This is a genomic window from Kitasatospora sp. NPDC101183 (genome assembly GCF_044767945.1).
Lineage (GTDB): Bacteria > Actinomycetota > Actinomycetes > Streptomycetales > Streptomycetaceae > Kitasatospora.
On record NZ_JBIWOW010000002.1, the window covers coordinates 278752 to 303980 of the forward strand.

A 25229-nucleotide genomic window follows, 5' to 3' on the forward strand; every position below is an offset into this window, starting at 1 on the left:
CCGTCGGCCTCGGTCAGCGCGCCGGGACGGGAGGGCTGAGCCGGTGCGGCATCTTCCAGCCCTCGGCGAGGCTGGAGGGGTGGACGTTGTGGCCGCCGCCGAAGTACTCGCAGAACTTCATGATCAGCGGGTCCCAGCCGACGGGGTCCACGTACTGCGTGCCGGGCATCACCAGGTCCTCGTCGACGTGCACCCGCAGGACCTCCAGCTCGAAGCCGGTCAGGTTCGAGGCACCGGCGCCGGCGAACGGGTGCGTGGCGGCGACCCGGCACTCCACCTGGATCGGGCACTCGGCGACGCGCGGGGCGGCCACCGTCTCGGAGGGCTGCGGGGTGAGCCCGGCCGCCCCGAACTTGTCGCGCTCGTGGCGGTAGCCCCGCGAGGTCTTGAACTCGGAGAGGGTCGGCGTCCCGGTGAGCAGCGCGATCCGGTCGACGGCGTCGACCATCTCCGCCGACGGCAGGTTGAGCACGCATTCGCGCTCGCGCCGCAGGTTCGCCGTCGTCCGGCTGCTGTTGCCCAGCCCGATCATGCAGGACTGGTTCAGCCACCAGGCGGAGGAGTTCGGGGCGAGGTTGGGGGTGCCGTCCTCGTTGAGGGTGCTGATCAGGACCACCGGGGTGCCGAAGTACAGCACCTTGAGCCCGGGCACGACGTGCATGGGAACACCTTCCACGGATTCCACGGAGCGTGAGCGGATCGGGCCAGCGGCCGGTCGGGGCCGCGGGCCGTCAGCGACTCTGCCCGGGGCGGGCGGGCGGCGCTGGCGGTAATCCGACCTGGCGTTCCCCGCGCTCGGGCAACGGCGTTCGTCGCACCCCCGCCCGGCGCTCCTCAGAGGGAGAAGGCCTGCACCCCCGCGTCGCCGCCGCGGAACACGACCCCGCCGGCGGCGGCCAGGAACACCCTCGCGTACGCGCCGCCCGCGCCGATGCCCTCCGGGGCGTCGCGCCAGCGCGTCGCGCCGCCGGTGTCGACCGTGTGCACCCGGCCTCCGCCGGTGGCGACGTACACCCGCCCCTCCCCCTGCGTCATCGCGAGGGTTCCGCGCCCGGCGCCCTCGAACACGGCCGTCTGCCAGCGGGGTTCGCCGCTGTGCAGGTCGACGCCGACGACCCGGTCCCCGGTGAGCTGCAGGATCGTTCCGCCGACGGCGGCGGGCGGGCCGATCTGGGTGCCGCCCAGGTCCCGCCCCCAGAGCTTGGTCCCCGTCGCCCCGTCGAACGCCGCGAGGAAGGAGGCGCCCGCGGTCTCGACCGTCTGCGACAGCAGGACGAGGCCCTGGTTCACCACCGGCGGGACGCCGACGGCGGAGAACCCCGAGTTCTGCTGCCACCGCTGCTCGCCGCTCTTCGCGTCGAAGGCGTAGAGCCCCTTCAGGAAGTGGGCGGTGTAGACGGTGTCGCCGGCCAGGGCGAGGAAGCCGCTGCTCACCGGCGGGCTGCTCCAGCGGAGGCTGCCGGTGGCCGCGTCGTAGGAGTGCACCGTGGTGCCGGTGCTGGAGGTGCCGTTGGCCGTGGTGCCGTGCACGGCGAACACGGCGCCGCCGCCGATCGCCGGGTCCTGCACCCAGGGAAGGCTGGGCCGCCCCGGGGTCGGCACCGCCCACCGCACCTCGCCGGAGGCCGCGTCCAGGGCGAACAGGCGCGTCCCGGTGGCCACGCAGACCACCCCCTCCCCCGCCGCGACGGGCCAGCCGCCCTGGTCGCCGCCCACGGCCGGCTCCCCGAGGGCCCTCGTCCAGCGGACGGCGCCCGACCCGGCGTCCAGCGCCCGGACGGTGCCGTCCGTGGCGGAGGCGTAGAGCGTGTCCGGCGCCCCGGGCGCCAGCGCGAGCCGGCCGGTCGCCTCCGTGGTGCCCCACTTCCGCGCCCCCTGGCCGGAGCCCCCGCCCGCCCACATCCTGACGCCGCCCCACACGGCCAGGGCGGCCGCACCCCCCACCACGGCGCCCAGCACGCGCCGGCGCTCGGGAAGCGAGCGCTGGAGGGGTTCCATCCGTATCGTCTCTTCACTCACGCCGACATGATCGCGTACGGAGTCAAATCCCCGGCCGCCCCGGCCCGGCCGTCCAGCAGGCCGGTCGGCCCGACTCCCCGCGCCTACCGGGGAATTCGCCCTCGCGGGGCGGGGCCGCTGCCCTACTCTCGTGCCCGCCGTCGATCGACCGCGCCGGCCCGTACACACGCACGCACGCCCGAGGAGCACCATGGCCGACACCGTCAACTCCCTCGCCTCCCGCGTCCACGAGCTCCTGGTGGCGCATCTGAGCAGCCCGGCCGCCGCCGCGATACCCGGGCAGGGCGCGTTCGCCACGCTCGCGCGGGCGGTGCTCGGGGCGCCGCAGGGCGTGCACGTCGCGGCGGGGTTCCAGGACGTGATCGCCCGGGCCTCGGTGCTCGGCCCGGACGCGGCCTGGCTGGTCGCCGCCGGGCACGGCGGGCTGGCCGGGCTGGCGCTGAAGCAGAGACAGCCCGACCAGGCGCTGTACCACCTCGACCGGGCCGTCGCGGCGGGCTACAACGACTGCCTGGCCCTGCACGCCGCGCCGATGCGCGCCTTCCACGCCGACCCGCGCTTCCGGGCGGCCTACCAGCGGATGCGCATCACCCTCGCCGACCTGGACGAGATCACCTGGGCGCACCGGGAGATGCAGATCATGTCGCGCGACGCGAGCCGCGCCGCCGTGGACAACATCGGCCGCCGTGACACCGGCATCGGCCTCCTCCCCCAGGCCCCGATCCCCACCCGGGTGCCGGACACCCCCGGCGTGTGGATCGTCCGGATCGAACTCGCCGCCGTCCAGACCGTGTTGCAGCGCGCGATGATCAAGGCCGACACCAGCCGGGCCTCCGGCAACGCCGCGATCAGCGCCATCAGCGACACCTGGGACTACGCGGGCGCCCGCCGCGACGCCTGGCGCGCCGACGAACTCGCGGCCCACCGCCAACAGGCCGCCGACGCAAGGGCGTTCGTCGAACGCCCGGGCGTGAGCACCCTGGTGATCCCCTGCCCGCCGCTCGGCTCCCTCGTCCACCCGGCGGGCTGATCCGGCCACCGGGTCGGGTCGTGCGAACCCCCGGGGAGTGAGCCCCGCCGGGCGGTAGCGTGGGGCGCATGGCGAGCGACGGCGAGGAACTTGCGGGCGGGATGGTCAACGCGGGCGCGGTCTTCCGCCTCGGGTCGCTGGTGGACCGCCCCGCGCCGCCGAACGCCCGTGCCCTGCACGCGCATCTGCGGGCGCTCAGGGCCCACGGTTTCGACGGCGCGCCGACGCCCGTCCGCGTCTCGGCGGACGGGCTGCGCGAGCAACTCGGCTTCGTCCCCGGGGAGGTGGCCCTGCCGCCGTTCCCGGCCCCGGCGATGGCGGGGGCCGCCCTGCGCTCGGTGGGCGCCCTGCTGCGGCGGCTGCACGACGCGGCCGCGCACGTCCCCGTCGAGGCGGGCGTCGACTGGCCCTCCGACCTCGCCGACCCGATGGGCGGCACGCTGCTCTGCCACAACGACCTGTGCCCGGAGAATGTCGTCCTGCGCGGCGGACGGGCCGTGGCGTTCATCGACTTCGACCTCGCGGCCCCCGGGCGGCCCGTCTGGGACCTCGCCATGGCCGCCCGCTACTGGGTGCCGATGCTCGACCCCGAGTCCGCCGCCGCCCTCTACCCGCCCGGCCTCGACCCCGCCGCCCGGCTGCGCGCCCTCGCGGACGGCTACGGTCTCGCCCGCGCCTCGCGCGTCGAACTCCCCCTCGTGATCGAGCAGACCACCGCCGCCTGCCGCGCCTCCGTGTCCCGCCGGGTCGCCGCCGGGAACCCGGAGTACGTACGGGCGCTCGCCGAGCGCGGCGGCTGGGAGCGCTGGGACCGCGTGCAGGCCTGGCTGGTCGCCCGCCGGGCGGAGTTCACCGCCGCGCTCCTGCACTGAGCCCCCCGCGCGACTCCCCCGGGACTCCCTCGCGACTCCCTCGCGCAGGGGAGGCGGTGAATCACCGGCACCGGCGATCCGCGACCAGGGGGCGGCCCGGCAGGATCGTCCTCGTCGAAACCGGCCGGCACACGGCCGGCACCACCGCCGAGGAGCCCCACCGCCATGAACCGCCGCCGCGCCGCCCGCCTCGCCACCGTCCTGCTCTCCGCCGCCTCCCTGCTGCCGCTGGCCGCCCCCGCCTTCGCCGATTCGGCCCCCGCCACGGCCCCCGCGAACTCCGCCCCCACGAAGGCCCCCGCCGCGGCCCCCGCGACCACCGACCGGGCCGCCCTGCAGAAGGCGCTGGACGAGGTGGTCGCGGACGGCGTGCCCGGCGCCGTCGTCGAGGTGCGCGACGCCCACGGCACCTTCCGCGCCACCAGCGGCGTCGCCGACCTGGCGAGCCACCGCCCCGCCAAGGCCGAGGACCGGTTCCGGGCGGGCAGCGTGACCAAGAGCTTCGTCTCCACCGTCGTCCTCCAGCTGGTCGCCGAGGGCCGCCTCGGCCTGGACGACCCGATCGAGCGCGACCTGCCGGGCGTGGTGCCGAACGGGCAGAACATCACGGTGCGCCAGCTCCTGGGCCACACCAGCGGCCTGTACGACTACACCAACACCCTGCTCCAGCACCCGGACCCGATCCGCAGCGCGCGGACGGCCACCTACACCCCGCTCGAACTGATCGCGATGGCCGGCGCGCACGGCCCGCTGTTCGCGCCCGGCACCTCCTGGTCGTACAGCAACACCAACTACACCGTCCTCGGCCTGCTGGTCGAGCACCTGACCGGCCGCCCGCTCGGCGAGGAGATCGGCCGCCGCATCCTGCGCCCGCTGCACCTGAGGGACACCTACTTCGCCACGACCCCCGAGGTCTCCGGCCCGCACCTGAACGGCTACGAGTGGCTCGACGGCCCGGGCACCGCCCCCACCGACCTGACCGTCTTCAACCCGAGCATCATCTGGGGCTCCGGCACCATGGTCTCCACCACCGCCGACCTCGACCGCTTCTTCCGCGCCCTCCTCGGCGGCGCCCTCCTCCCCGCCGGCCTGCTGGACGAGATGCGCACCGGCCGCCTCATCGGCCCCGACGCCCGCGCCTACGGCCTCGGCCTGGAGTCCCGCACCTACTGCGCGGGCACGCCCGCCTGGGGCCACAGCGGCAGCGTCCCCGGCTACGAGACGTTCAGCTTCACCACGGCGGACGGGCGCCGCCAGATCACCCTGTCCCTCAACCGCAACCTCACCAACGCCCCGCAGACGAACGACGCCATCAACCGCGTCCTCACGGCCGGCCTGTGCTGAAGCCGGGCCTGGCGATCCCCCGCAGCGGCAGCGTGCGGCGGTACACGACGCTGGTGGTGGTGCTGCCGAAGCCCGCCAGTTCGTCCACCAGGGCCTCCAGGTGCTCCATCGAGGTCGCCGCGACCTTCAGCGTGTAGCAGTCGTCCCCGGTGGTGCGCAGGCACTCCAGCACCTCGCGCCGGTCGGCGAGGAGGCGGTGCAGCGGCTCGTGGCGGTTGCCGGGGTACTTGAGGCGGACGACGGCGAGGACGGGGTAGCCGACCCGGGTGAGGTCGACGGTGGCGTGGTAGCCGGTGACGACCCCGGCGGCCTCCAGGTGGCGCACCCGCTCGGTGGTGGCGGAGGGGCTGAGGTTGACGCGCCGGCCGAGCTCGCTCAGCGAGATCCGGGCCTCCTGCTGGAGCTGGTCGAGGATGGCCCAGTCGGTGTCGTCGAGGTCGGGAACGCCGTTCACGGTCATGGCGCGAATCTACCGGGAATTCCCCTGCGGGGAGCGGGGATCACCGCGAGGATTTCGTTCCGGTCGCCGTGATCACGGGCATAGCCTCGTCGGCATGCACCTTGGCGTCAACGTCCCGAACTTCGGGCCCGGCACGGACCCCGGCCTGCTGCGCGACTGGGCGCGCGTGGTGGAGGGGCTCGGCTACGACCTGCTCATGCTCTCCGACCACGTGGCGGTCACCCCCGACGTGGCCGTCCGCTACCCCGAGCCGTTCTACGAACCGTTCACCGCGCTGTCCTGGCTGGCCGGCGTGACCAATACGATCCGGCTGGGCACGACCGTCCTGATCGTCCCCTACCGGCACCCGCTGCTGACCGCCCGGATGGCCGGGAACCTCCAGCGCCTCAGCGGAGGCCGGCTCGTCCTCGGGGTCGGAGTCGGCTGGGCACGGCAGGAGTTCGAGGCGCTCGGCGTGCCGTACGCCCGGCGCGGGCGGATCACCGACGAGCACCTCGCCGCCGTCCAGGACGCGTGGTTCGAGGAGGCCGACCTGCCGCGCGTCCCGCTCTGGGTGGGCGGGCACAGCGGGGCGGCCCTGCGGCGGGCCGCGCAGTTCGGCGACGCCTGGCACCCGCTGCGGCTGCCGCTGGAGCGGATGGCCGAGGTCCTGTCCGGGCACGACCTGCCGGGCTTCGCCCCGCGCATCGCCTTCCGGCTGACCGAGGCCCCCGTGGAGGACCCGGAGCGGCCCGCCGGCGTCGGCACCCTCGACCAGGTCCTCGCCGACCTGCACCGGCTGCGCGACCTCGGCGCCGCCACCACCGTCCTCGACCCGTACCACGGCGACCCCGACGAGACCCTCCGGCCCGAGCGGGCCTGGCGGGACCTCGCCGAGGTGGCCGCCCACTGGAAGGCAGCACCGTGATCACCACCGCCGACGAGACCCTCCTGCGCCGCGCCGTCGCCGTCGCGGCCGCCGCGATCGCCGAGGGCGACGCCCCGTACGGCTCGCTGCTCGCCGCGGCGGACGGCACGGTCCTCGCCGAGGCCCACAACACCGTGCGCCGCGACGAGGACATCACCGCCCACCCGGAGCTGAAGCTCGCCCGCTGGGCCGCCCGCGTCCTCGCCCCCGGCGCGGCCGCCTCCACCACCCTCTACACCAGCTGCCAGCCCTGCGGCATGTGCGCGGGCGCGCTGCTGCGTTCGGGCATCGGCCGCGTCGTCTACGCCCTCTCCACCGACCAACTCGTCGCCCTGAACCCGGAGTCGGGCGCCTGGAAGCCGGTGGAGCACGAGGGCCCGGCCCTCTTCGAGGAGGCCCGCCTCCCCATCGAGGCGTACTACCAAGGGAGTTGACCGCCGTGTCCCGCCCTGCGGAGGGGGCAGGGCGGGACGCGCGCCTACAGGCGGAACGGGTTGCCGCCCTGCGCGGCGATGACGTACCAGGCCGTCGCGCCGGTGTGCAGGGAGGCGTAGTAGAAGTCGACCCCGTCGACTCCCAGGCCGTCGCGGGAGGCCGCGACGATCCCCCGCCCGTCGGTGTTGGGCGCGCCGGCCTGGGCCCTCTGCAGGGTGGCCATGAGGACAGCGGCCTTGCCGGCGTCCCCGGCGTCCCTGCGGGCCTGGTAGGCGGCCAGCAGGTGGGCGGTGCCCTCGAACCAGACCTTGGTGGTGTCCTGGCCGCTGAAGCTCACCCCGCTGTACGGACCGTCCGTGACGGCGAAGCGACCGGCCGCCCAGTCGACGGCCGGCGCGTAGGCCGGGTCGAGGGTGGCCAGGAAGCTCCAGGTCTGCACGTCCTCGGGTTCGAGGTCCTGGTTGGTGGTCACCCCGTCCAGGCCGGTGCCCGTCCACAGGTGACCGTTCGGGGCCTGCATGGACTTGACGAACCGGAAGGCGTTCGCCGACCGCTGCTGCCAGCCGGCGTCGCCGGTGACGCCGGCGAGCATCGCGAAGAAGGCGCCGGTGTCGATGTTGTGCTCGGTGGCCTTCCAGGTGATCGGGACCATGCTCTGCCCGGTGCCGTCGTCGTTGCGCAGCCCGCCGGTGTAGCCGCCGGCGCCGCGGGTGTCGGCGGCGTTGGCCTGGATCCAGTTCGCGGCCTTCAGCGCGCCGTCCAGGAAGCGCTGCCGACCGGTCGCCCTGTACAGCTTGGTGAACGCCATGCCCGCCCAGGCCATGTTCCCGGTGTAGACGGAGAACCCGCCCACGTACGGCGTGCCGCTCGCGGTGACGAACGGGTTCGGCTCGTACGAGGCGCGCAGCCGCCCGTCCGGGGTGATGTCGTGCTCCTGGGCGTAGAGCAGCGAGTCCCCGAGGGCGGTGGCGTGGGCGAGGTCGTCGCCGCCGCCGCGCTGGAGGAAGGCCTCGATGACGAGCGCGTCGTCGTAGGTGAAGGAGGCCTGGAAGCCGTCGGGGCCGAACAGCGCCGGGTCCTCGAAGTGCCCGCCCCGGTAGCTGCGGGGCACGCGCAGGGTGGAGCCGGTGGCGGCGGCGTCGAGCTGCTGGGCGAGGAAGGAGTAGGCGGCGTCCACGGACGGGCCGGAGGGCTTCACCGGTGGTGTCGTCTGGACCGGCAGGTTCATCTGGCCCGTCGCGGGCGTGCTCGGCGCGTCCGCTTCCACGTCCCCGATCGGCACCAGCTTGAAGAGCTGGTTGGCGTCGTTGTGGTCGCACGGTGCGAGAGCGGCGGTCGAGGCGCTGTTCGGCGCGCTCGCCCCGGGCCACAGGACGATGCAGGGCCCGCCCTTGCTCTGGAGGTGGAAGAACCAGTGGCCGCCCTCCCAGTCCGTCATCTGGAGCCCTACGTCGGCCGACTGGCCGAAGTACCGGTCGGGTGCCGCGAGGTTCCGGAAGATCCAGCCCCCGTCCGTGGCCTGGAGGAGTTCCCATTCGGCCCGGGGGTCACCGGGCGCGGTGCCCACGAGTCGGCCGCTCGGCAGGTCGAAGGCCATCGCCGTCCCGTTGCCGTCGACCAGTTCGTCGTGATCGTGCGGCCTGGGGTCGGAGCCCATCACCGTACCGGGGTTCGTGCCGCTGAGGTCGGTCCAGTTCGTCTGCCCGGTGGCCCCGTCGTGGACGGCGATCTTGGCGCCCAGCATCGGGAGGGCGTCCTCCAGGCCGACGAAGATCAGGCCGCCCGAGCACGTGGTGGTCATGGTCTTGGCCGGCGTCTTGCAGCTCCAGGTGCCACCCGAGGTGGCCGACACGATGCCGAGGGCCGTGAGCTCGGGCGGCGACACCTTGCTCGGGCCCCCGCTACCCAGGACGACGGCACCTCCGCTGTCCCCCCTGCGGGCCGCGATGGTCGACTGGTCGTTCGCCGTGAACTGCTTGACGGTGTTCCAGCCGTACATGAAGTGGTGCTCGACCTCGCCGCCGAGGCCGTCCGGGCCCTTGGCGTAGTAGTCCGTCACCTTCTTGGTGACCTCGATGTTGCAGATCTCGCCCGATCGGGCGCCCTCGTTGCAGATCCAGTTCCCCTCGTGCGGCACCTGCGCACCCGTCACCCACTTCTTGGCCTGCCCGGTGCCGGGCAGGTCGGCCGCGGCGCCGGTCCAGACCTGCGGCTGCACCGTGATGCCGGTGGCCGGCTGCATGGCGGCCACGTCGAGGTAGATGGGCCCGTCCTTGGTCTGCCGGGAGACGCGGGGCGACACCCGCAGGCCCGCCTGCGGCCCCTGCCTGCCGTCGTCGCCGACGCCGTACCGGACGTTGGTCTCGTTGTTCGGGAGGAAGCAGTGGTCCGCGGTGAGCATGACCGCCACGTGGTGGTAGTCGGCCGCGAACGCCGTGCTGCAGAACGGTTCGATGATCTGCGCGCCGCCCGCGCTCGCGTCGTTCCGGCGGGAGGGGTCCGCGAGGCTGATCTTCTCCACGCCGTTCGGCAGGACCGTCACGGGAACGCCCACCGACGCCACTGCCTGCCGCAGCCGCCGCGCGTCGTCCTCGCCACCCACCACCGTCGCGGTGAGGCCGCTGCCGTCCTGCGGCATCGCCACGTCGGTGATCCGCGCTCCGGTGGACTCGGCGATGCGCGTGACCTCGCGGGAGGCGGTCTTCAGCTCCTGCGCGCTGTGCGGCGCGGGCTTGATGTCGACGGGCACCGGGCTGTGCGCGGCGACCGCCCGGACCTCGGGCGTCACGTCGCCGTGCCAGTACACCCTGAGGCGCTTCGTCTGGGGGGAGGCGACCACGCCGGCCACGGCCTGGCGGTCGTTCTGGCCGAGGCTGTGCTCCACCGCCGTCGCGGTCTCGTTCATCCGGCCCTGGATCTGCATCAGTTGGTGCCAGGACAGGAACGGCGCCGGGCTCCCGAAGGAATCCGCCACGGGGGCGATCCCGGGTGCGGCGAGGACGCCGACGACGGCGGTCGCGGTGGCGAAGGGCACGAGGGCCCTTCGCCACCTCCCCCTGCGGCGGGTCGGATTGTGCGTCTGCTGGACCAACGTGGCTCCCCGGGCTCGTCCCTGGCGGCGCTTCAGCGCTCGCCCTCTCTCCGGGGTGACGTACGCGGGTGAACCCGCCGTTCAGTGCGCGAGCGCCCCGAGGGCGGCGCGGGCGAGGCGGCTCACCGCCGGGGCGGCGGCCTCCAGCGAGCGGCCCCCTTCCTCCTCCCCCTCCGCCGCCAGGGCGTCGAAGGTCTCGAAGGAGGTGAGGACGTACAACAGCGCCGCCGCGTCCTCCGGAGCCTTGGGCAGCCGGGAGGTCAGCACCTCCGCGCCGTGGCGGCGGCGGGCGTCGCGCTCGGAGATGACCCGCCCGACCTCCTCGTCGAGGGCGCCCAGCGCCCGCAGCCGGCGGGTGCAGTCCGGGTCGACGGACCAGAAGCCCGCCATCACCTCGACGAAGCCGTCCACCGCCGCCCAGGGGTCGTCCTGCCCGAAAGCCCCCGCCAGGCGGGCCATGCCCCCCTCGGCGGCGAGGGCGTCGCAGACGGCCTCCAGCAGGCCGGTGCGATTGCCGAACTGGTAGTAGACGGTCGCGCGGGCCACGTCGGCGCGGCGGGCGACGGCGTCCAGGGAGAGGGCCCCGCCCGCGGTGAGCTGGGCCCGCGCCGCCGCGACGATCCGGGCCCTGGTCTCGTCGACCTCGGCCTGCCGTTGTCCCATCCGGTACGACCGGGGGCTCATCGCGTCCTCCTCCGCTGCGCGCTATCCGTCTGCGTGGGAAGTATGGCCGATCGCGCCTGCGGCCTGCTCAGACGATGACCCGCCCGCCGCTGACGTCCAGGGTCTGGCCGGTGATCCAGGAGGAGGCGTCGGAGGCCAGGAAGAGCGTGGCCGAGGCGATGTCCTCCGGCTCCCCGAGCCGCCCGAGGGGGTGCGCGGCGGCCACGGCGGCCTGGACCTCGGGGGTCATCAGCGTGGCGGTGCGCTCGGTGCGCACGGCCCCGGGCGCGATGGCGTTGACCCGCACGCCCTGCCCGGCGGCCTCCAGGGCGAGGTGGCGGGTGAACATCAGCACCCCGGCCTTGGCGGCCGCGTAGGCGGCGGAGGAGCCGCCGGGCAGGCGGCCGGCGGTGGAGGCCATGGTGACGACGGAGCCGCTGCCGCGCTCCAGCAGGCCGGGCAGGAAGGCCTGGACGGTGAGGAAGGTGGCGGTGAGGTTCCCGTCCACCACGGAGCGCCAGTGCTCGGCCGTCTCCCGGGCGGTCGGAACGGGGTAGCCGTCGCCCCCGACGAAGGCGGCCAGGACGTCGACCGGGCCGAGTTCGCGCTCGATCCGCTCGGCGGCGCCGGCCAGGGCCACCGGATCGGTGCAGTCGGCGACGAGGCCGAGGGCCCCGGCCCCGCCGAGCCCCCGCAGCTCGGCGGCGACGGCGGTGAGCGCGGCCGCGTCGCGGCCGATGGCGGCGACGGCGGCCCCCTGGCGGGCGAAGGCGCGGGCGGTCTCCGCGCCGATCCCCCGGCTGCCGCCGGTGATCACGACGACCTTTCCGGCCAGGTCGGGGTGGGAGGGGGCGGTGTTCTGAATTCCCTGAACTGCCATGGCTGTTCGCTCCTTCGGGCTTGCATCGGCGGTCTGGTGCTGGTTCCCTGTGGTGCAACTAATTCATTCATACAGCGTGTCTGAATGAATCACAAGCGAGCCCACGGACCCCTTCAGGAGGACCAGATGAAGATCGCCGTCGTCGGCGCCAACGGACGCACCGGCCGCCTGGTCGTCGACCTCGCCCTCGCCACCGGGCACACCGTCACGGCCGTCGCCCGCGACCCCGCCCGCCTGCCCGCCTTCGCCCACGGCACCGCCCTCGCCGCCCGGGCCGACGTCGGCGTGCCCGGCTCCCTCCACGGGCCGCTGGCCGGACAGGACGTCGTCGTGGCCACCCTCGGCACCACCGGGCGGCAGGCCACCACCGTCTTCTCCGACGGCGCCCGCGAGCTGACCGCCGCCTGCGCCTCGGGCGGCGTCCGGCACCTGGTCGCGATGAGCTCGGCCGGGCTGGACACCTCGCAACTGCCCTACGTCCAGCGCCTGGTGACCACGCTCGTGGTCGACCGGCTCTACCGGGAGATCCACCGGGACCTCGCCCGGATGGAGGCGGCGATCACCGCCTCGCAGGGCGTCGCGTGGACGATCGTGCGCGCCCCGATGCTCAACGACAAGCCGCCCACCGCCCGCCCCCAGATCTCCTACGACCGCCCCCTCCCCCGCGCGGGCACCGCCTCCCGCGCCACCGTGGCCGCCTGGATCGCCACCCACCTCGACGACCCGGAGACCTTCGGGCACCTGGTGCACCTCGCCGACGGGTGAGCGCCTACGGGCAGTTCTGGGCGATGACCGAGATCCCCCTCTGATCACTGGGGTACGGTGATCCCCTGCGGCGCGTTCCAACTCCCGCGCTACACAGGCCCGTTGGGGCATACGAGCATCGGAGGACCCGGCGTGTCCAGGACAACGATCCCGAGGGAGCCACGGGAGCCGGGAAGGCCCTCCCGCCCCCGGAAGTACGGCCTGACGACCGTCGTCCTCGGCGCGAACGGCCGGATCGCCCGGCACGTCGCCACCGGGCTGCTCGCGGCGGGCGGGCCCGTGCGGCTGGCCAGCAGCGATCCGGCACGGGCTCAACTCCTGCACGGGGCCGAGGTGGTGGCCGCCGACCTCGCCCGGCCCGAGACCCTGCCGGCGGCCCTCGCGGGGGCGCGGCGGGTGTTCACCTACGCGAACGCGGAGACGGCCGGCGCCTTCGCGGAGGCGGCGAAGGCCGCCGGGGTGGAGCACGTCGTCCTGCTCTCCTCCGCGGCGATCGTGGCGCCCGGCGCGGAGGCCAACCCGGTCGCCCTGCAGCACCGCGCCGCCGAGGAGGCGATCGAACGGGCGGGCCTGGCCCGGACGTTCGTACGGCCCGGCATGTTCGCCACCAACACGCTCTGGTGGTGGCGCGATCCGATCCGCGCGGGCCGGTCGGTGCGGCTGCCCTACCCGGACTCCGAGTCGGCGCCGGTGCACGAGGCGGACCTCGCGGCGATCGCCCTGGCGGCCCTCACCGAGCCGGAGCCCCACGCGGGGCAGGCGTACACGGTGTACGGCGCCGAGTCGCTGACCCTGCGCGCCCAGGTGGCGGCGATCGGCGCGGCCCTGGGCCGGGAGGTGCCGGTGGAGGTGGTCACCCCGGAGGAGACGCGGGCCGAACTGGCCCTGACCATGCCGCCGTTGGGCGTGGAGATCGTCATGCGGCAGTGGGCCGCCCGCGACGGCGTCGCCGCCCCCGTCTCGGCCACGGTCGCCGAGGTGACGGGCCGCCCCGCGCGGACCTTCGCCGACTGGGCGCGGGACCACGCGGAGGACTTCCGCTAGAGACGCGCGGGCCCCACCCGGGGATCGTCGGCCGCCGAGGCCAGTTCGGCGGCGGCCGACCGCACCCGCGCCGTCCAGTCGGCCAGCCGCTCGACCCCGAGGTCCTCCAGGCAGCCGCCGCAGTCCACCTCGATGTAGAGGTTCGCGAACCGCCCCTCCGCCTCGGGGAATTCCGCGTCCCTGTCGACCTGGAGCTCCTCGACCAGCTCCTCCGGAGTCACCTCCCCGGCCGCCACGCGCTCGGCCGCCTCCCGCAGCTCGCAGCGGTGCGCGGTCTCCCAGGTCGGTACGGGAAGGCCGAGTTCGGCCAGGGCCTCGTGCAGCAGCTCGATCATCTCGGCCGCCAGGCCCCGGCCGGAGCGCCCGGCGAGCTCCCGCAGCGCGGGCGAGTCCTCCCCGGCCGCGAGCAGCTCGGCGGCGGCCATCGGTAGGTCTCGGGGCATCACCCGACAGGCCGTCTGGTGCCAGGCCAGGGTGTAAACGGGGTCCATGCCGCCATCCTCACCCGTCGCGCGGCCCCCGACCACCGGTTTTCAGACCGCCGGCACCCGCGCCCGCAGCAGGCAGAACTCGTTGCCCTCGGGATCGGCTCCGACCTCGACGTATCCGAGGACGGCGGCCCGGAAGACCGCGAGGCCCTCGGCGTCGGCGGCGGCGACAGCCAACTCGCGGACGCGGCATGCCATGTCGGCAGTGCAGGGCGCCGCACCGCAGCGGTGCGGCGCCCGTACGACTCAGCCCTCCGTGTCAGTCCTTCGTGACCGCCGACGGCGTTCCGCCGGTGACGCGCAGCAGTTCGCCGTACGTCAGCGGCACCACGGTGTGCGGGTGCCCTGCGGCGGCCCAGAGGACCTCGTAGCCCTCCAGCGCCGTGTCGACGACGGTGCGCAGCGGCGCCGGGTGCCCGGTGGGGGCGACGCCGCCGATGGCCTGGCCGGTGGCGGCGCGGACCTCGTCGGCCCCGGCCCGGGTGATCGCGCCGGTGCCCAACTCGGCGGCCAGGTAGGCGGTGTCGACGCGGTGGGCGCCGCTGGTCATGACGAGCAGGGGCTCGCCGTCGCACCGGAAGACCAGGCTGTTGGCGATCGCGCCGACCTCGCAGCCGAGCGCGGCGGCGGCCTCGGCGGCGGTGCGCGCCGAGTCGGGCAGGACGACGATCTCACCGGTGACGCCGGCCTCGTGGAGCGCCCGGGCGACGGCCTGGCTGCGGGCGGGGAGCGTGGAGTCGGTCATCGCCCCATCATGCCTTCCCGCTCGCGACGGCCCGGGCCGCGGCGCCGAGCACCGCCCGTACGCCCGCCGTGAGGACGTTGGTGTCCCGCCCGGCACCCCAGGCGGTCACGCCCCCGACCTGCGCCTCCACGTAGGCGACGGCCTCCGGCCCGGCGCCGACGGCGTGTTCGGTGAAGGAGAGGATCCGCGCGCCCAGCGCGTCCGCGACGGCGTCCAGCGGCCCGGTGCCGCCGCCCGTACGGCCGTTGACCTCGGCGCGGTCGCCGTCGACGCTCCAGGCCCAGTCGGCGGGCACGGCGTCCAGGTACTCGGCGCGGAACAGCGCGTACAGGTCGGCGGCGGTCATCTCGCGCCCGCTGTCGTCGGTGGCCTCCTGGACGACGCGGGCGAAGTCGATCTGGAGGCGCCGGGGCAGGTCCAGGCCCTCGCCGGTCTGGAGCAGGTGGGCGATCCCGCCCTTGCCGGACTGGCTGTTGACGCGGATGACGGCCTCGTAGGAGCGCCCGAGTTCGGCCGGGTCGATCGGCAGGTAGGGCACGGCCCAGGGTGCCTCGCGCTCGGGCAGGCCGGCGTCGGCGGCGGCCTTGGCGTGGTGGGCGAGGCCCTTGCGGATGGCGTCCTGGTGGGTGCCGGAGAAGGCGGTGTGGACGAGGTCCCCCGCGTAGGGGTGGCGTTCGTGGACGGGCAGGCGGTTGCAGTGCTCGACGGTGCGGCGGATCTCGTCGATGTCGGAGAGGTCGAGCATCGGGTCGACGCCCTGGGTGTGCAGGTTGAGGGCGAGGGTGACGAGGTCGACGTTGCCGGTGCGCTCGCCGTTGCCGAACAGGCAGCCCTCGACGCGCTGCGCGCCCGCCAGGACGGCGAGTTCGGCGCAGGCGACGCCGGTGCCCCGGTCGTTGTGGGGGTGGACGGAGAGGATCACGCCGTCGCGGCGCTCCAGGTGCCGGTCCATGTACTCGATCTGGTCGGCGTACACGTTGGGCGTGGCGATCTCGACGGTGGCGGGCAGGTTGTGGACGACGGGCCGCTCGGGCGAGGCGTCCCAGAGCCGGGTGAGGCCGTTGCAGACCTCCAGGACGTAGTCGGGCTCGGTCAGGTTGAACACCTCGGGCGAGAACTGGAAGCGCAGCCCCTCGCGCCCGGCGGCGAGCCGGTCCATGCGTTCGGCGGCCTCGGTGATCAGCGCCCGCACGCCCTCGCGGTCCTTGCCGAGGACGATCTCGCGCCAGGTGGGGGCGGTGGCGGTGTAGAGGTGGACGACGACCTTGGGCAGGCCCTGGACGGACTCGAAGGTGCGGTCGATCAGGTCGGCGCGGGCGGCGGTGAAGACGACGACGGTGACGTCCTCGGGGACCGCACCCGGGGTGGTGGCCAGGCGGCGGACGAAGTCGAAGTCGGTGCGGCTGGCGGAGGGGTAGCCGACCTCGATCTCCTTGAAGCCCATGGCCAGGAAGAGGTCGAACATCCGCTGCTTGCGCTCCGGGTCCATCGGCTCGGCGAGCGCCTGGTTGCCGTCGCGCAGGTCGACGGGGACCCACAGCGGCGCCCGTTCGGTGCGCCGGCCGGGCCAGCGGCGCAGCAGCGCGGGCACGTGGACGCGCTCGTGGGCGGGGCGGTAGCGGTGGGAGGGCATGGAGCCGCCGCGCTGGGGGTTCCAGGCGGGGGCGGCGGCCGGGACGGGCCCGGCGGGGGTGCGCAGGGTCGGGAAGGGTGTGGCGGGTCGCATCGCGGGGTTCCTCGGAGTCGGGGTACCGGCGACCGGCAGGACGGCGCCCCGCAGCGGGGTGCCGGTCCGGTCAGACCCCGCTGCGGCCGCCGAGAAGGAGGCCGCCCGGTACGCCTCGTACGCCCCGGGGGGCGAGGTTCCACGTCCGCATGGCCGGTAGGGTAACCACCGATCCACTCCTCAGACAACCTGACAGGTGAGCCCCGTGACCACGCCGACGCCCCCGCTGCGCCCCTCCCCCCTCGCCGAGCAGGCCGCCGAGCGGATCGGGCAGCAGATCCGCACCGCCGTCTGGCCGGTGGGCGCTCGCCTGCCGGGCGAGGTGGCGCTGGCCAAGGAGCTGGGCGTGGGCCGCTCGACCGTCCGGGAGGCGCTGCGCACCCTGGCCGCCGCGGGGATGGTGCGCAGCCGTCAGGGCGCGGGGGTGTTCGTGACGGCCGACCGCCCGGCCGAGGACTGGCCGGCCCGGCTGCGCCGCGCGGAGCTGGTGCACGTCTACGAGGTGCGCACGATGGTCGAGGTGGAGGCGGCCCGGCTGGCGGCGCTGCGCCGTACGGCGGCGGACGTGGCGGCGGTGGACGCGGCGCTGGAGGCCCGCCGGGCGGCGGGCGCGGGCGGCGACGCGGAGTTCGTGGACGCGGACATCGCACTGCACGCGGCGATCGTCGCGGCCGCGCACAACCCCGTCCTGGACGACCTGTTCGCGCAGTTCGCCCCGGTGCTGCGGGAGCACCTGGTGGCGCTGGTGGCCGTGTTCGAGCTGCGGGCGATGGACCGCGACCACGGGCTGGCCGCGCACGCGGAGCTGGTGGAGGCGGTGCGCGAGGGGGACGCGGAGCGGGCGGGGCGGGTGCTGGCGGCGGAGCTGGAGGCCACCCGGGCGCGGCTGCTCACGGAGTGAGACGGGCTCAGGAAGGTTCGTGGACCCCGGAATCGCGTCACACAGTTTTCACACCTTGGCCATTCGGAGGTCGCGACCCGCCATGACACTGTGTCAAGCCGCTCCGATCGGGCTTCCTTCGAGTACGGACGGTCAACGGGCGGATGACATTGTGTCCGATCGGTGATCAAGTACGACTCAGGCGGCGAACACCCGTTCACTCGAATCACACGGTATGACTAATATCGCCTCGTCAAACTCGACAGCACCCCGGCCGGTCGTCCCCCGCAAGGGAGGGCCGTCAGCCCCTAGGAGTCTGCTCTGCGCGCGCGTGCGAATCGGCGGCCCCCGACGCCGAAGGCCCCCCGCAGGCGTCGCCCGCGCCTGAGCCTGCGGGCGGCGCTGCTCGTCCTGGCCGTCGTCCCCAGCCTGGCCCTCGTCCTCCTGTGGGCCGTCACCAGTGGCGAGACCGTCTTCGACTTCCAGAGACAGGCGGCCCAGGGCCTGCTCGCCCAGAAGGCCGGTCAGCCGTCCAACATCGTCTACTACAACCTCCAGGAGGAGCGCCGGCTCACCGCCGAGGCGCTCGCCCGCCCCGGAGGAGACACCGGCCCGCTGACCCGTCAGCGCAAGGCCACCGACGAGGCGGTGCGCCGCTTCCAGTCGCTCTCCGGCGAGACGGCCGACAGCGCGCCCTCCGAGGTGCGCGGCGCCGTCGCCGAAGCCCGGCAGGCCATGAACCGGCTGCCCGAGCAGCGCGCCGCCGTCGACCACGGCTCCGTCGACCAGCAGGCCGTCTACACCTACTACACCGACCTCATCGCCGTGGACCTGCGGCTGTTCACCGCGCTCAGCCACGTGGACAACGGCGAGGTCACCTGGATCTCCAAGACCCTGGTCAACACCTTCTGGGCCAAGGAGATGCTCGCCCGCGAGGACGCGATCCTCGCCCGCGGCTGGCCGAGCGGGCGCCTCGGCGCCGCCGACCTCCAGCAGGTCCAGCTCGCCATCGGCGCCGGCGACCACCTCTACACCGGCCAGGTCCTGCCCTACCTGCCCGAGGCCGAGGCCGGCGCCTGGCGCGACCTCATGGCCGGGCCCGCCTGGCAGGCCAAGGCCTCGATCGAGCAGCAGCTCACCCGCCCCGTCGCCGCCGACGCCAGCGGCTCCGTACGGCTGCCCGCCGTCCAGGACCAGTGGCGCCAGGCCGTCGACCAGCTCAACCCGCAGCTGGTCAAGGCCATGGAGGCCCGCACCCAGGCCGTCGTCGAGGTCGGCAAGGGCAGCATCACCGACCTGCTGGTCAAGGTCGTCCTGACCGCCGTCGTCGGCCTCGTCGCCGTCGTCGCCGTGGTCGTCGCCTCCTGGCGGATCAGCCGCTCGCTGCGCCGTCGCGTCGAGGGCCTGCACGGCCAGGCCGAGGAGATGCGGCGCACCCTGCCCGAGGCCGTCGAACGGCTCGGGCGCGGCGAGCGCCTCGACGCCGAGGCGGCCAGCCCGGCCGTGGAGGCCGAGGGCCGGGGCGACGAGCTGGACCGGCTCGGCCAGGCCCTCAACCTCGCCCGCTCCTCCGCCCTGGCCGCCGCCGTCCGCCAGGCCGAGCAGCACCGGGGCTTCGAGCGCCTCCTCCAGCGCATCGCGCGCCGCACCCAGCTGCTGATCGGCCGCCAGCTGCGCAAGCTCGACGAGCTGGAGCGCCGGCACGAGGACCCGGAGGTCCTGGAGGGCCTCTTCGACCTCGACCACCTCACCGCCCGGCTGCGCCGCTACGAGGAGAACCTCGTCATCATCGCGGGCGGCCAGCCGCAGCGGCGCTGGCGCAAGCCCGTCCCGCTGCTGGACGTGCTGCGCTCCGCGCAGGGCGAGGTGCCGGACTACCGCCGGATCATGATCGAGGTCGAGGGCCACCCGTGGCTCTCCGAGCGGGCCGTCGGGCCCGTCGCCCACGTGCTCGCCGAGCTGATGGAGAACGCCACCACCTTCTCCAAGCCGCCCACCCCGGTGGAGGTGCGCGCGGCCATGGTCGGGCGCGGCCTGGCGATCGAGATCGAGGACCGGGGCCTGGGCATGGACCCGGACCAGTACGACGCGGCCAACCGGCTCATGGCCAGCCCGCCGCGCACCGACGTGCTCTCCCGGGCCGACGACATCCGCCTCGGCTTCCACGTGATCGCCCGGCTCTCGGCCCACAGCGGGCTGCGGATCGAGTTCCGGCCGTCCTCCTTCGGGGGGACGAGGGTGGTCGTCCTGGTGCCGCCCGAGCTGGTCATCGACGGGGACACCGGGCTGCCGGAGGACGCGGCGCCCGTCGAGCCGATCCCGCTGGTGCGCCAGTCGCGGCGGGCCGTGCTCGGCGCCTCCGCGCCCGCCCCGGAGGACGTCGTGGACGTCTCGGACGTCGTGGAGGTCGAGGTGTGCGCCCCCGCCGTCGCCCCGGTGGAGGTGTACCGGCAGCTGATCGCGGACGGGATCACCGTGCCGGCTCCGGCGGACCTGGGTCACGCTGAAGCCGGGCAGGACGGGCAGAACGGGGAGCCCGGACAGACCGGGCAGACCGGGGAGCAGCCGATCCAGCACAGCTCGCCCGTCTACCCCGACATCGCCTACGCCCGCATCACCTCCGCCGAGGCCCCGTACGCCGACGAGCAGTACCGCCCGGCGGACCACTACCGTCTCGCCGAGCGCCGCAGCCGCGAGTACGCGCCCACCGAGCCGCCGCAGCCGACGCCCGTCATGGGCGGGCAGAAGCCGCTGCCGCAGCGGGTGCGCCAGGCCAGCCTGGCCGCCGAGCTGCGGGTGCCGCCGCCGAGCCAGCAGTGGATCGACCCGGAGGCGGAGGCGGAGCCGGCCGGTGCCCCGGCCGCCCCGCCCGAGCCCCACCCCGTCCGGCGCTCCGGCGCCGCCATCGGCGCCTTCCAGCGGCAGTCCCGGGCGGCGCGCGCCCGCGGCGGCTCCTCCCCCGCGTCCCCCGTTCCCCCCGCCTTCTTCCCCGCTTCGCCCGCCGAAGCCCCGTCCTCCGCGGCCACCACACCCACCACCGCGGGCCCCCGACCGATACGAACGGATGAGCAGTCATGAACCGCACCACCGCCACCCACCAGGACCTGGACTGGCTGCTGGACGGACTCGTCGAGACCGTTCCCGGGACGCGCAACGCCGTCCTGCTCTCCGACGACGGCCTGGTGGTCAGCCACTCGGCCGGGATCGACCGCGCCGACGCCGAGCGGCTGGCCGCCGTCGCCACCGGCCAGCAGTCCCTCGCCCGGGGCGTCGGCCAGCTCTTCGACGGCGGGCCGGTGCACCAGGTGATCGTGGAGCTGGCCGAGTGCTGGCTGTTCGTCGTCGCCGCCGCCCAGGGCACCCACCTGGCCGTCATCGCCTCCCAGGAGGTGGACGCCGAGGTGATGTCGGTGGCCATGCACACCCTCGTCCAGCAGGTCGGCCAGAAGCTCGGCACCCCGACGCGGGGCGCCCTCGTCCCGGAGCAGGCCTCCGCCCCCGGGGCCTCCTCGTTCGACGCCTTCGCCGCGCGGAACCGGGCCTGAACCGGGTGGGCCGGCCGTTCGAGGAGGAGCCCCGGCGCGAACGGCCGCCGCACTGGAGCGAGGTGGCCGAGGAGGACGGGCTGGACGAGGCGGGCATCATGGTCCGCCCGTACACCATCACCCGCGGCCGCACCGCCCCCGACCGCGACGACCTCACCCTCATCACGGTGCTCACCACCGACGAGCCCGCCGCCGACGCCGCCCTCGCCCGGGGCAGCCGCTCCGGCAGCCGCGCCCTCCAGCGCGAGCACCGGCTGATCCTCGAACGCTGCCGCCACCCCGCGGCCGTCGCCGAGGTCGCCGCCGGCCTGGACCTGCCGGTGTCGGTCACCAAGATCCTGCTGGGCGACCTCATCGCCCAGGGGCTCCTCAGGGCCCGGGCCCCGATCTCGGTGGCCCGCGCCGCCGGCGGCATGGACCCCGCCCTCCTCTCGGCCGTACGCGACGGACTCCGGAGACTGTAGAACCATGGCAACACCCCAGCCCGCGGCCCCCGCCGCGGTGAAGATCCTGGTCGCGGGCGGCTTCGGCGTGGGCAAGACCACGCTCGTCGGAGCCGTCAGCGAGGTCGCCCCGCTGCGCACCGAGGAGTACCTGACCCGGGCCGGCATCGGCGTGGACGACCTCGACGGCATCGACCAGAAGGAGACCACCACCGTCGCCCTGGACTTCGGCCGCATCACCATCGGCCGGGAGCTGGTCGTCTACCTGTTCGGCACGCCCGGGCAGGAGCGGTTCTGGTTCATGTGGAACGACCTGGTCAACGGCGCCCTCGGCGGCGTCGTCATCGCCGACACCCGGCGGCTGGAGACCAGCTTCGCGTCCATCGACTTCTTCGAGAGCCGGCGCATCCCGTTCGTCGTCGCGATCAACTGCTTCCACGGGATCAACACCCGTACGCCGCAGGAGATCCGGGCCGCGCTCGACCTCGACCCGCAGGTGCCGATGCTGATCGGCGACGTGCGCGAGCGCGCCTTCGGGCGGGACGTGCTGCTCGCGCTCGTCGACCACCTGCTGGCCCTGTCCTCGTCGGCCCTGGCCGTCTGAGATCCGTTGAGCCCCACCTCCGCCTCTCCTCGCCTGCCTCTTCTCGTCCACGTACGGAGCACCACGCCATGACCCCACCCCTGCGCGTCCTCGTCCACGGCGGCGGCATCGGCGGCCTCACCGCCGCGCTCGCCCTCGCCCTCCGCGGCCACCGGGTCGACGTCGCCGAGCTGCGCGAGCAGCCGGAGGCGCTCGGCGTCGGCATCATCCAGCCCTCCAACGCCCTGCACGTGATGCGCGAACTCGGCGTCCTGGACGCCTGCTTGGCCGAGGGCTTCGAGTGGGGCACGCTGACCATCTGCGACCCGGCCGGCGGCGTCCTCGCCCGCATCCCGCAGCCGCGCATGGCCGACGCCCCCGCCAGCAACGGCATCCCCCGCCCGGCCCTCGCCCGCCTCCTCGCCGAGGCCGCCGCCAAGGCCGGTGCGACGCTGCGCTTCGGCACCACGATCTGCGCGCTGGAGCAGGACGCCGACGGGGTCGACGTCACCCTCGCCGACGGGCACGCCGGGCGCTACGACCTGGTCGTCGGCTTCGACGGCATCGGCTCCGCGCTGCGCCGGCGGCTGTACGGCGAGGCGTACGCGCCCGAGTACACCGGCTTCGCCAACTGGCGCTACACGCTGCCTCGTTCGCCCGAGGTGGACGGCGTGCTGATGTCCACCGGCAACCTCGCCGCCAAGGCGCTGCTCACCCCGATCAGCGACGGCCTCATGTACCTGGGCTCGGTGTTCGCCGAGGCCGAGGACTTCCGGCCCGACCCGGAGCGCGCCCACGAGCAGCTGCGCGAGCGCCTCGCCGGCTTCGGCGGCCCCATCGCCGAGGCCCTCGCCCAGGTCACCGACCCGGCCGCGGTGGTGTACTCGCGGATCTCCCAGGTCACCGTCGAGGAGCCCTGGCACGTCGGCCGCGTCGTCCTCGCCGGGGACGCCGCCCACGCCTCCACCCCGCACCTGGCGCAGGGCGCGGCCATGGCCGTGGAGGACGCGCTCGTGCTCGCCCAGGAGTTGGAGTCCGCCGACACCGTGCCCGCCGCGCTGGCGGCCTGGGAGGAGCGGCGGCGCCCGCGTGCCATGTGGGTGCAGGCGCTGTCGCGGGCCGTCCTCAAGCAGGAGACCGGCACGCCGACCACCGAGGAGGAGGACGCCCTCCTCGAGATCGGCGTCCCCGGCGCCGCGCACGTGCTCGTCAAGCCTTACTGAGCGCGGGAGTTGCCACCCTGCCCCGGCGCGGGGCAGGGTGGTGGCATGCCCTCCGACCCGTACGTGCTGCGCCTGCGTGAGGACGCCCGCCTGCGGCGGGCCGGGCGGCACTCCGTGCACTCCCTGGTCGCCTCCACCTACCAGGCGGCGGACACGATCGAGGCGGTCGAGGCGGAGGGCTGGCGGCTCGACCGCGTCAGCACCTTCGGTACGGGGCTGGCGCTGCTCGTCTTCCGGCGCGCCTAGATCAGGGAGGCGGCCGCCTCCCGGGCCTCGCGCAGCCATTGCTCCCGCTGGGCCGGCGAGGAGTCGGAGACCGTACGGAAGACCGTACGCCGCACGTCCGCCACCCCGGCGTACGGGAGGATGCAGGCCGCCCAGATCCGCTGCAGCGGGTCGCCGAACTCGCCCTGCTCGCGGGCCTCGGGGGTGTCCGAGGTGTTGAGCACCAGGGCCCGCCCGGCCCGCAGCAGCCCGGCGGGCTCCCCGGCGGCCGTACCGAGCTTGTACGCGACCCCGGGCACCATCACCCGCTGCGCCCAGCCGGTGAGGATCGCGGGCGGCATGCCCCACCAGTTGGGGTGGATCAGCACCAGGGCGTCCAGGGTCGCCACCTCGGCGCGGTGCAGGGCGAGTTGGGGGTCGCCGCTCTCCTCGTGGTCGGCGACGGTCTCCGTCTCCCCGGCGGTGAGCAGCGGGGCGAAGCCCTCCGCGTACAGGTCGTGCGCGAGGACCTCGCAGCCCCGCCCGCGCAACTCGTCGACCACCGCCCCGTACAGCGCGTGGTTGAAGCTGTCCTTGCGCGGGTGCGCCAGGTAGACCCCGATCCGACTCAACTCGTCTCCCCCTCCGACCGGCGGACCACGATGGTCTCACGGCGCCACTGGGGCACCACCGCCGGGACCAGGGCGCTCTTGCCGCCGCCCGACGGGCCGTAGCAAGCTGGGCGGTTGACCTGATCATCCATCAGAGGGGGTACGGTGCCCCAGGCGCCCCTGTTCCGCATGCTCGACCTGCACGAGGCGATCGAACGCGAACGGCAGCACCCGGGCGGGCGGCTCTTCGTCTCCGACTACAACGGCGGCCACCCCTTCGTCGCCGACTACCTCGGCCCGCTCGCCGACTCCCCGCCCCACCGCCTCGCCGACGTCACCCGCTACGCCGCCATCGACGAGGACCACGCGCTGCGCGCCAAGATCGCCCGGCTGCACAGCGACCGGGACGAGGAGGAGACCGGACCGGACCGCGTCATCCCCGCCGGCGGCTCCAGCGGCCTGCTCAGCACCTTCTGCACCTGGCTGCACCTGAACGGCGTGCGCCGGGTCCACTACCTGCCGCCGGTCTACTACAAACTCGCCTACTTCTTCCGCGAGTTCGGAATCGACCCGGTCTCCGTCAGCCCCCTGCACGCCCACCAGCCGGGCTTCGCCCCCGAGTTGCCCGACGAGCGGACCGTCCTGCTGCTGACCGACCCCCTCTGGTACACCGGGCGGCCCGTCCCGGGCGAGCTGATCAAGCGGATCGCCGACTGGCAACTGGCCACCGGCTCCACGGTGTTCGTCGACGGCACCTTCCAGTACCTGCACTGGGACGGCGCCCGCCGCGAGGAGACGGCCGCCCTGCCCGCCGAACTCACGCTGCGGCTCGTCTGCCCCACCAAGTACCTCTCCATCCACGGCTACCGCTGCGCGCACCTGATCGTCCCGAGCCGGCTGCGGGAGCCGCTCGCCGAGCTGCACCTCAACCTGCACGGGGACGTGACCGTCGCCGACCGGCAGTTCGCCCACCGGGCCGCCGACCTGATGCTCGACGGCGAGGGCAACCGGCGCCTGATCGAGCACGTCCGCGCCAACCACCGCGGGCTCCTCGACAGCGGCGCCCTGCGGGCCGACGCCCCCGTCGACACCGGCTACTTCCTCTTCGCCCGCCCTGCCGCGCCCGCCGACCGTCTGCTCGCCCTCGACCAGCGGCACTTCGAACTCACGGGCCACGACGGCTTCGTGCGGATCAACCTGCTCAACGGAACCGCCCTCGAAGGGCTTCGGGCGCTGGGCGCGCCCGGGCGGTGACCGGTACCGGTGTCCGC

Annotated in this window: 26 protein-coding genes; 15 read left to right on the forward strand and 11 right to left on the reverse strand. The window is 74.6% G+C overall.

Annotation, left to right across the window (positions count from 1 at the left end; genetic code table 11):
• Window positions 1–13: 13 nt before the first annotated feature.
• Window positions 14–661 (reverse strand): flavin reductase family protein, encoded by a 648-nt coding sequence (locus ACIRRS_RS03415; protein WP_402964282.1) that lies wholly within the window; start codon window positions 659–661, stop codon window positions 14–16.
• A gap of 173 nt (window positions 662–834) precedes the next feature.
• The gene (locus tag ACIRRS_RS03420) at window positions 835–2019 is read right to left on the reverse strand and encodes a PQQ-binding-like beta-propeller repeat protein (protein ID WP_402964285.1); all 1185 of its coding nucleotides are present in this window, start codon (window positions 2017–2019) and stop codon (window positions 835–837) included.
• Window positions 2020–2209: 190 nt separating this feature from the next.
• Here ACIRRS_RS03420 and ACIRRS_RS03425 point away from each other — a divergent pair, with 190 nt between their 5' ends.
• The 3 genes from ACIRRS_RS03425 to ACIRRS_RS03435 all read left to right on the forward strand — a co-directional run bounded on the left by ACIRRS_RS03425 (window position 2210) and on the right by ACIRRS_RS03435 (window position 5265).
• Window positions 2210–3049 (forward strand): hypothetical protein, encoded by an 840-nt coding sequence (locus ACIRRS_RS03425; RefSeq protein WP_402964288.1) that lies wholly within the window; start codon window positions 2210–2212, stop codon window positions 3047–3049.
• Window positions 3050–3117: 68 nt separating this feature from the next.
• On the forward strand, window positions 3118–3921 hold the full coding sequence (locus ACIRRS_RS03430) for a phosphotransferase (RefSeq protein WP_402964291.1): 804 nt from the start codon (window positions 3118–3120) through the stop codon (window positions 3919–3921).
• Window positions 3922–4086: 165 nt separating this feature from the next.
• Window positions 4087–5265, forward strand: coding sequence for a serine hydrolase domain-containing protein (locus ACIRRS_RS03435; RefSeq protein WP_402964294.1), 1179 nt, complete (start codon window positions 4087–4089; stop codon window positions 5263–5265).
• Here the strand turns inward: ACIRRS_RS03435 and ACIRRS_RS03440 are convergent.
• On the reverse strand, window positions 5246–5725 hold the full coding sequence (locus ACIRRS_RS03440) for an Lrp/AsnC family transcriptional regulator (RefSeq protein ID WP_402964297.1): 480 nt from the start codon (window positions 5723–5725) through the stop codon (window positions 5246–5248). The two genes, ACIRRS_RS03435 and ACIRRS_RS03440, sit on opposite strands and share 20 nt — an antisense overlap.
• 94 nt (window positions 5726–5819) lie before the next feature.
• Here ACIRRS_RS03440 and ACIRRS_RS03445 point away from each other — a divergent pair, with 94 nt between their 5' ends.
• Both ACIRRS_RS03445 and ACIRRS_RS03450 read left to right on the forward strand, forming a co-directional pair.
• Window positions 5820–6632 (forward strand): LLM class flavin-dependent oxidoreductase, encoded by an 813-nt coding sequence (locus tag ACIRRS_RS03445; protein ID WP_402964300.1) that lies wholly within the window; start codon window positions 5820–5822, stop codon window positions 6630–6632.
• Window positions 6629–7066: a nucleoside deaminase gene (locus tag ACIRRS_RS03450; RefSeq protein WP_402964303.1), complete on the forward strand. Its 438-nt coding sequence runs from the start codon at window positions 6629–6631 to the stop codon at window positions 7064–7066. Before ACIRRS_RS03445 ends, ACIRRS_RS03450 begins: the two co-directional genes overlap by 4 nt.
• A gap of 44 nt (window positions 7067–7110) precedes the next feature.
• Here the strand turns inward: ACIRRS_RS03450 and ACIRRS_RS03455 are convergent, their stop codons facing one another.
• The 3 genes from ACIRRS_RS03455 to ACIRRS_RS03465 form a co-directional block, all read right to left on the reverse strand.
• Window positions 7111–10101: a hypothetical protein gene (locus tag ACIRRS_RS03455; RefSeq protein WP_402964306.1), complete on the reverse strand. Its 2991-nt coding sequence runs from the start codon at window positions 10099–10101 to the stop codon at window positions 7111–7113.
• Window positions 10102–10239: 138 nt separating this feature from the next.
• On the reverse strand, window positions 10240–10842 hold the full coding sequence (locus ACIRRS_RS03460) for a TetR/AcrR family transcriptional regulator (RefSeq protein ID WP_402964309.1): 603 nt from the start codon (window positions 10840–10842) through the stop codon (window positions 10240–10242).
• A 67-nt stretch (window positions 10843–10909) separates the two neighbouring features.
• Window positions 10910–11701: an SDR family NAD(P)-dependent oxidoreductase gene (locus ACIRRS_RS03465; RefSeq protein WP_402964312.1), complete on the reverse strand. Its 792-nt coding sequence runs from the start codon at window positions 11699–11701 to the stop codon at window positions 10910–10912.
• Between the two features lie 126 nt (window positions 11702–11827).
• Between ACIRRS_RS03465 and ACIRRS_RS03470 the strand changes: the two genes are divergently transcribed.
• Together ACIRRS_RS03470 and ACIRRS_RS03475 are read left to right on the forward strand one after the other, a co-directional pair.
• Window positions 11828–12466 carry an NAD(P)-dependent oxidoreductase gene (locus tag ACIRRS_RS03470; protein WP_402964315.1) on the forward strand — a complete coding sequence of 213 codons (639 nt, stop codon included), beginning with the start codon at window positions 11828–11830 and terminating at the stop codon, window positions 12464–12466.
• A 132-nt stretch (window positions 12467–12598) separates the two neighbouring features.
• Window positions 12599–13510 carry an NAD(P)H-binding protein gene (locus tag ACIRRS_RS03475; RefSeq protein ID WP_402964318.1) on the forward strand — a complete coding sequence of 304 codons (912 nt, stop codon included), beginning with the start codon at window positions 12599–12601 and terminating at the stop codon, window positions 13508–13510.
• On the opposite strand, the gene ACIRRS_RS03480 is transcribed toward ACIRRS_RS03475, so the two are convergent.
• The 4 genes from ACIRRS_RS03480 to ACIRRS_RS03495 all read right to left on the reverse strand — a co-directional run bounded on the left by ACIRRS_RS03480 (window position 13507) and on the right by ACIRRS_RS03495 (window position 16469).
• On the reverse strand, window positions 13507–14001 hold the full coding sequence (locus ACIRRS_RS03480; RefSeq protein WP_402964321.1) for a hypothetical protein: 495 nt from the start codon (window positions 13999–14001) through the stop codon (window positions 13507–13509). The genes ACIRRS_RS03475 and ACIRRS_RS03480 overlap by 4 nt on opposite strands.
• 42 nt (window positions 14002–14043) lie before the next feature.
• Entirely contained in the window at window positions 14044–14196 is a 153-nt protein-coding gene (locus ACIRRS_RS03485; RefSeq protein WP_402964324.1) for a hypothetical protein, read from the reverse strand.
• A 61-nt stretch (window positions 14197–14257) separates the two neighbouring features.
• Window positions 14258–14743, reverse strand: a complete 486-nt coding sequence (locus tag ACIRRS_RS03490; RefSeq protein ID WP_402964327.1) for a YbaK/EbsC family protein — start codon at window positions 14741–14743, stop codon at window positions 14258–14260.
• Window positions 14744–14750: 7 nt separating this feature from the next.
• On the reverse strand, window positions 14751–16469 hold the full coding sequence (locus ACIRRS_RS03495; protein WP_402964330.1) for a 2-isopropylmalate synthase: 1719 nt from the start codon (window positions 16467–16469) through the stop codon (window positions 14751–14753).
• A gap of 205 nt (window positions 16470–16674) precedes the next feature.
• On the opposite strand from ACIRRS_RS03495, the gene ACIRRS_RS03500 reads away from it, so the two are divergent.
• The 7 genes from ACIRRS_RS03500 to ACIRRS_RS03530 all read left to right on the forward strand — a co-directional run bounded on the left by ACIRRS_RS03500 (window position 16675) and on the right by ACIRRS_RS03530 (window position 23389).
• A complete protein-coding gene (locus ACIRRS_RS03500) occupies window positions 16675–17370 on the forward strand; it encodes a FadR/GntR family transcriptional regulator (protein ID WP_402964333.1) in 696 nt (231 codons plus the stop codon).
• 423 nt (window positions 17371–17793) lie between these two features.
• A complete protein-coding gene (locus ACIRRS_RS03505) occupies window positions 17794–20427 on the forward strand; it encodes a nitrate- and nitrite sensing domain-containing protein (RefSeq protein WP_402964671.1) in 2634 nt (877 codons plus the stop codon).
• Window positions 20424–20894, forward strand: coding sequence for a roadblock/LC7 domain-containing protein (locus ACIRRS_RS03510; protein WP_402964336.1), 471 nt, complete (start codon window positions 20424–20426; stop codon window positions 20892–20894). The genes ACIRRS_RS03505 and ACIRRS_RS03510 overlap by 4 nt, the downstream gene beginning before the upstream one ends.
• A gap of 98 nt (window positions 20895–20992) precedes the next feature.
• A complete protein-coding gene (locus ACIRRS_RS03515) occupies window positions 20993–21358 on the forward strand; it encodes a DUF742 domain-containing protein (RefSeq protein ID WP_402964674.1) in 366 nt (121 codons plus the stop codon).
• Between the two features lie 4 nt (window positions 21359–21362).
• The gene (locus ACIRRS_RS03520; protein WP_402964339.1) at window positions 21363–21941 is read left to right on the forward strand and encodes a GTP-binding protein; all 579 of its coding nucleotides are present in this window, start codon (window positions 21363–21365) and stop codon (window positions 21939–21941) included.
• 68 nt (window positions 21942–22009) lie between these two features.
• Window positions 22010–23143, forward strand: a complete 1134-nt coding sequence (locus ACIRRS_RS03525; RefSeq protein WP_402964342.1) for an FAD-dependent monooxygenase — start codon at window positions 22010–22012, stop codon at window positions 23141–23143.
• A gap of 45 nt (window positions 23144–23188) precedes the next feature.
• Window positions 23189–23389, forward strand: coding sequence for a hypothetical protein (locus tag ACIRRS_RS03530; RefSeq protein WP_402964345.1), 201 nt, complete (start codon window positions 23189–23191; stop codon window positions 23387–23389).
• Here ACIRRS_RS03530 and ACIRRS_RS03535 read toward each other — a convergent pair.
• Window positions 23386–23979 carry an NAD(P)H-dependent oxidoreductase gene (locus tag ACIRRS_RS03535; protein WP_402964348.1) on the reverse strand — a complete coding sequence of 198 codons (594 nt, stop codon included), beginning with the start codon at window positions 23977–23979 and terminating at the stop codon, window positions 23386–23388. The genes ACIRRS_RS03530 and ACIRRS_RS03535 overlap by 4 nt on opposite strands.
• A gap of 144 nt (window positions 23980–24123) precedes the next feature.
• On the opposite strand from ACIRRS_RS03535, the gene ACIRRS_RS03540 reads away from it, so the two are divergent.
• Window positions 24124–25212 carry an aminotransferase class I/II-fold pyridoxal phosphate-dependent enzyme gene (locus ACIRRS_RS03540; protein ID WP_402964351.1) on the forward strand — a complete coding sequence of 363 codons (1089 nt, stop codon included), beginning with the start codon at window positions 24124–24126 and terminating at the stop codon, window positions 25210–25212.
• Window positions 25213–25229 lie beyond the last annotated feature (17 nt).

What these genes read in the sequence shown, in the direction of transcription:
- ACIRRS_RS03415 (WP_402964282.1), bottom strand. Translation starts at nt 661, where the DNA reads ATGCACGTCGTGCCCGGGCTCAAGGTGCTGTACTTCGGCACCCCGGTG.
- ACIRRS_RS03425 (WP_402964288.1), top strand. Translation starts at nt 2,210, where the DNA reads ATGGCCGACACCGTCAACTCCCTCGCCTCCCGCGTCCACGAGCTCCTG.
- ACIRRS_RS03430 (WP_402964291.1), top strand. Translation starts at nt 3,118, where the DNA reads ATGGCGAGCGACGGCGAGGAACTTGCGGGCGGGATGGTCAACGCGGGC.
- ACIRRS_RS03435 (WP_402964294.1), top strand. Translation starts at nt 4,087, where the DNA reads ATGAACCGCCGCCGCGCCGCCCGCCTCGCCACCGTCCTGCTCTCCGCC.
- ACIRRS_RS03440 (WP_402964297.1), bottom strand. Translation starts at nt 5,725, where the DNA reads ATGACCGTGAACGGCGTTCCCGACCTCGACGACACCGACTGGGCCATC.
- ACIRRS_RS03445 (WP_402964300.1), top strand. Translation starts at nt 5,820, where the DNA reads ATGCACCTTGGCGTCAACGTCCCGAACTTCGGGCCCGGCACGGACCCC.
- ACIRRS_RS03460 (WP_402964309.1), bottom strand. Translation starts at nt 10,842, where the DNA reads ATGAGCCCCCGGTCGTACCGGATGGGACAACGGCAGGCCGAGGTCGAC.
- ACIRRS_RS03465 (WP_402964312.1), bottom strand. Translation starts at nt 11,701, where the DNA reads ATGGCAGTTCAGGGAATTCAGAACACCGCCCCCTCCCACCCCGACCTG.
- ACIRRS_RS03470 (WP_402964315.1), top strand. Translation starts at nt 11,828, where the DNA reads ATGAAGATCGCCGTCGTCGGCGCCAACGGACGCACCGGCCGCCTGGTC.
- ACIRRS_RS03480 (WP_402964321.1), bottom strand. Translation starts at nt 14,001, where the DNA reads ATGGACCCCGTTTACACCCTGGCCTGGCACCAGACGGCCTGTCGGGTG.
- ACIRRS_RS03485 (WP_402964324.1), bottom strand. Translation starts at nt 14,196, where the DNA reads ATGGCATGCCGCGTCCGCGAGTTGGCTGTCGCCGCCGCCGACGCCGAG.
- ACIRRS_RS03490 (WP_402964327.1), bottom strand. Translation starts at nt 14,743, where the DNA reads ATGACCGACTCCACGCTCCCCGCCCGCAGCCAGGCCGTCGCCCGGGCG.
- ACIRRS_RS03495 (WP_402964330.1), bottom strand. Translation starts at nt 16,469, where the DNA reads ATGCGACCCGCCACACCCTTCCCGACCCTGCGCACCCCCGCCGGGCCC.
- ACIRRS_RS03510 (WP_402964336.1), top strand. Translation starts at nt 20,424, where the DNA reads ATGAACCGCACCACCGCCACCCACCAGGACCTGGACTGGCTGCTGGAC.
- ACIRRS_RS03515 (WP_402964674.1), top strand. Translation starts at nt 20,993, where the DNA reads ATGGTCCGCCCGTACACCATCACCCGCGGCCGCACCGCCCCCGACCGC.
- ACIRRS_RS03520 (WP_402964339.1), top strand. Translation starts at nt 21,363, where the DNA reads ATGGCAACACCCCAGCCCGCGGCCCCCGCCGCGGTGAAGATCCTGGTC.
- ACIRRS_RS03525 (WP_402964342.1), top strand. Translation starts at nt 22,010, where the DNA reads ATGACCCCACCCCTGCGCGTCCTCGTCCACGGCGGCGGCATCGGCGGC.
- ACIRRS_RS03530 (WP_402964345.1), top strand. Translation starts at nt 23,189, where the DNA reads ATGCCCTCCGACCCGTACGTGCTGCGCCTGCGTGAGGACGCCCGCCTG.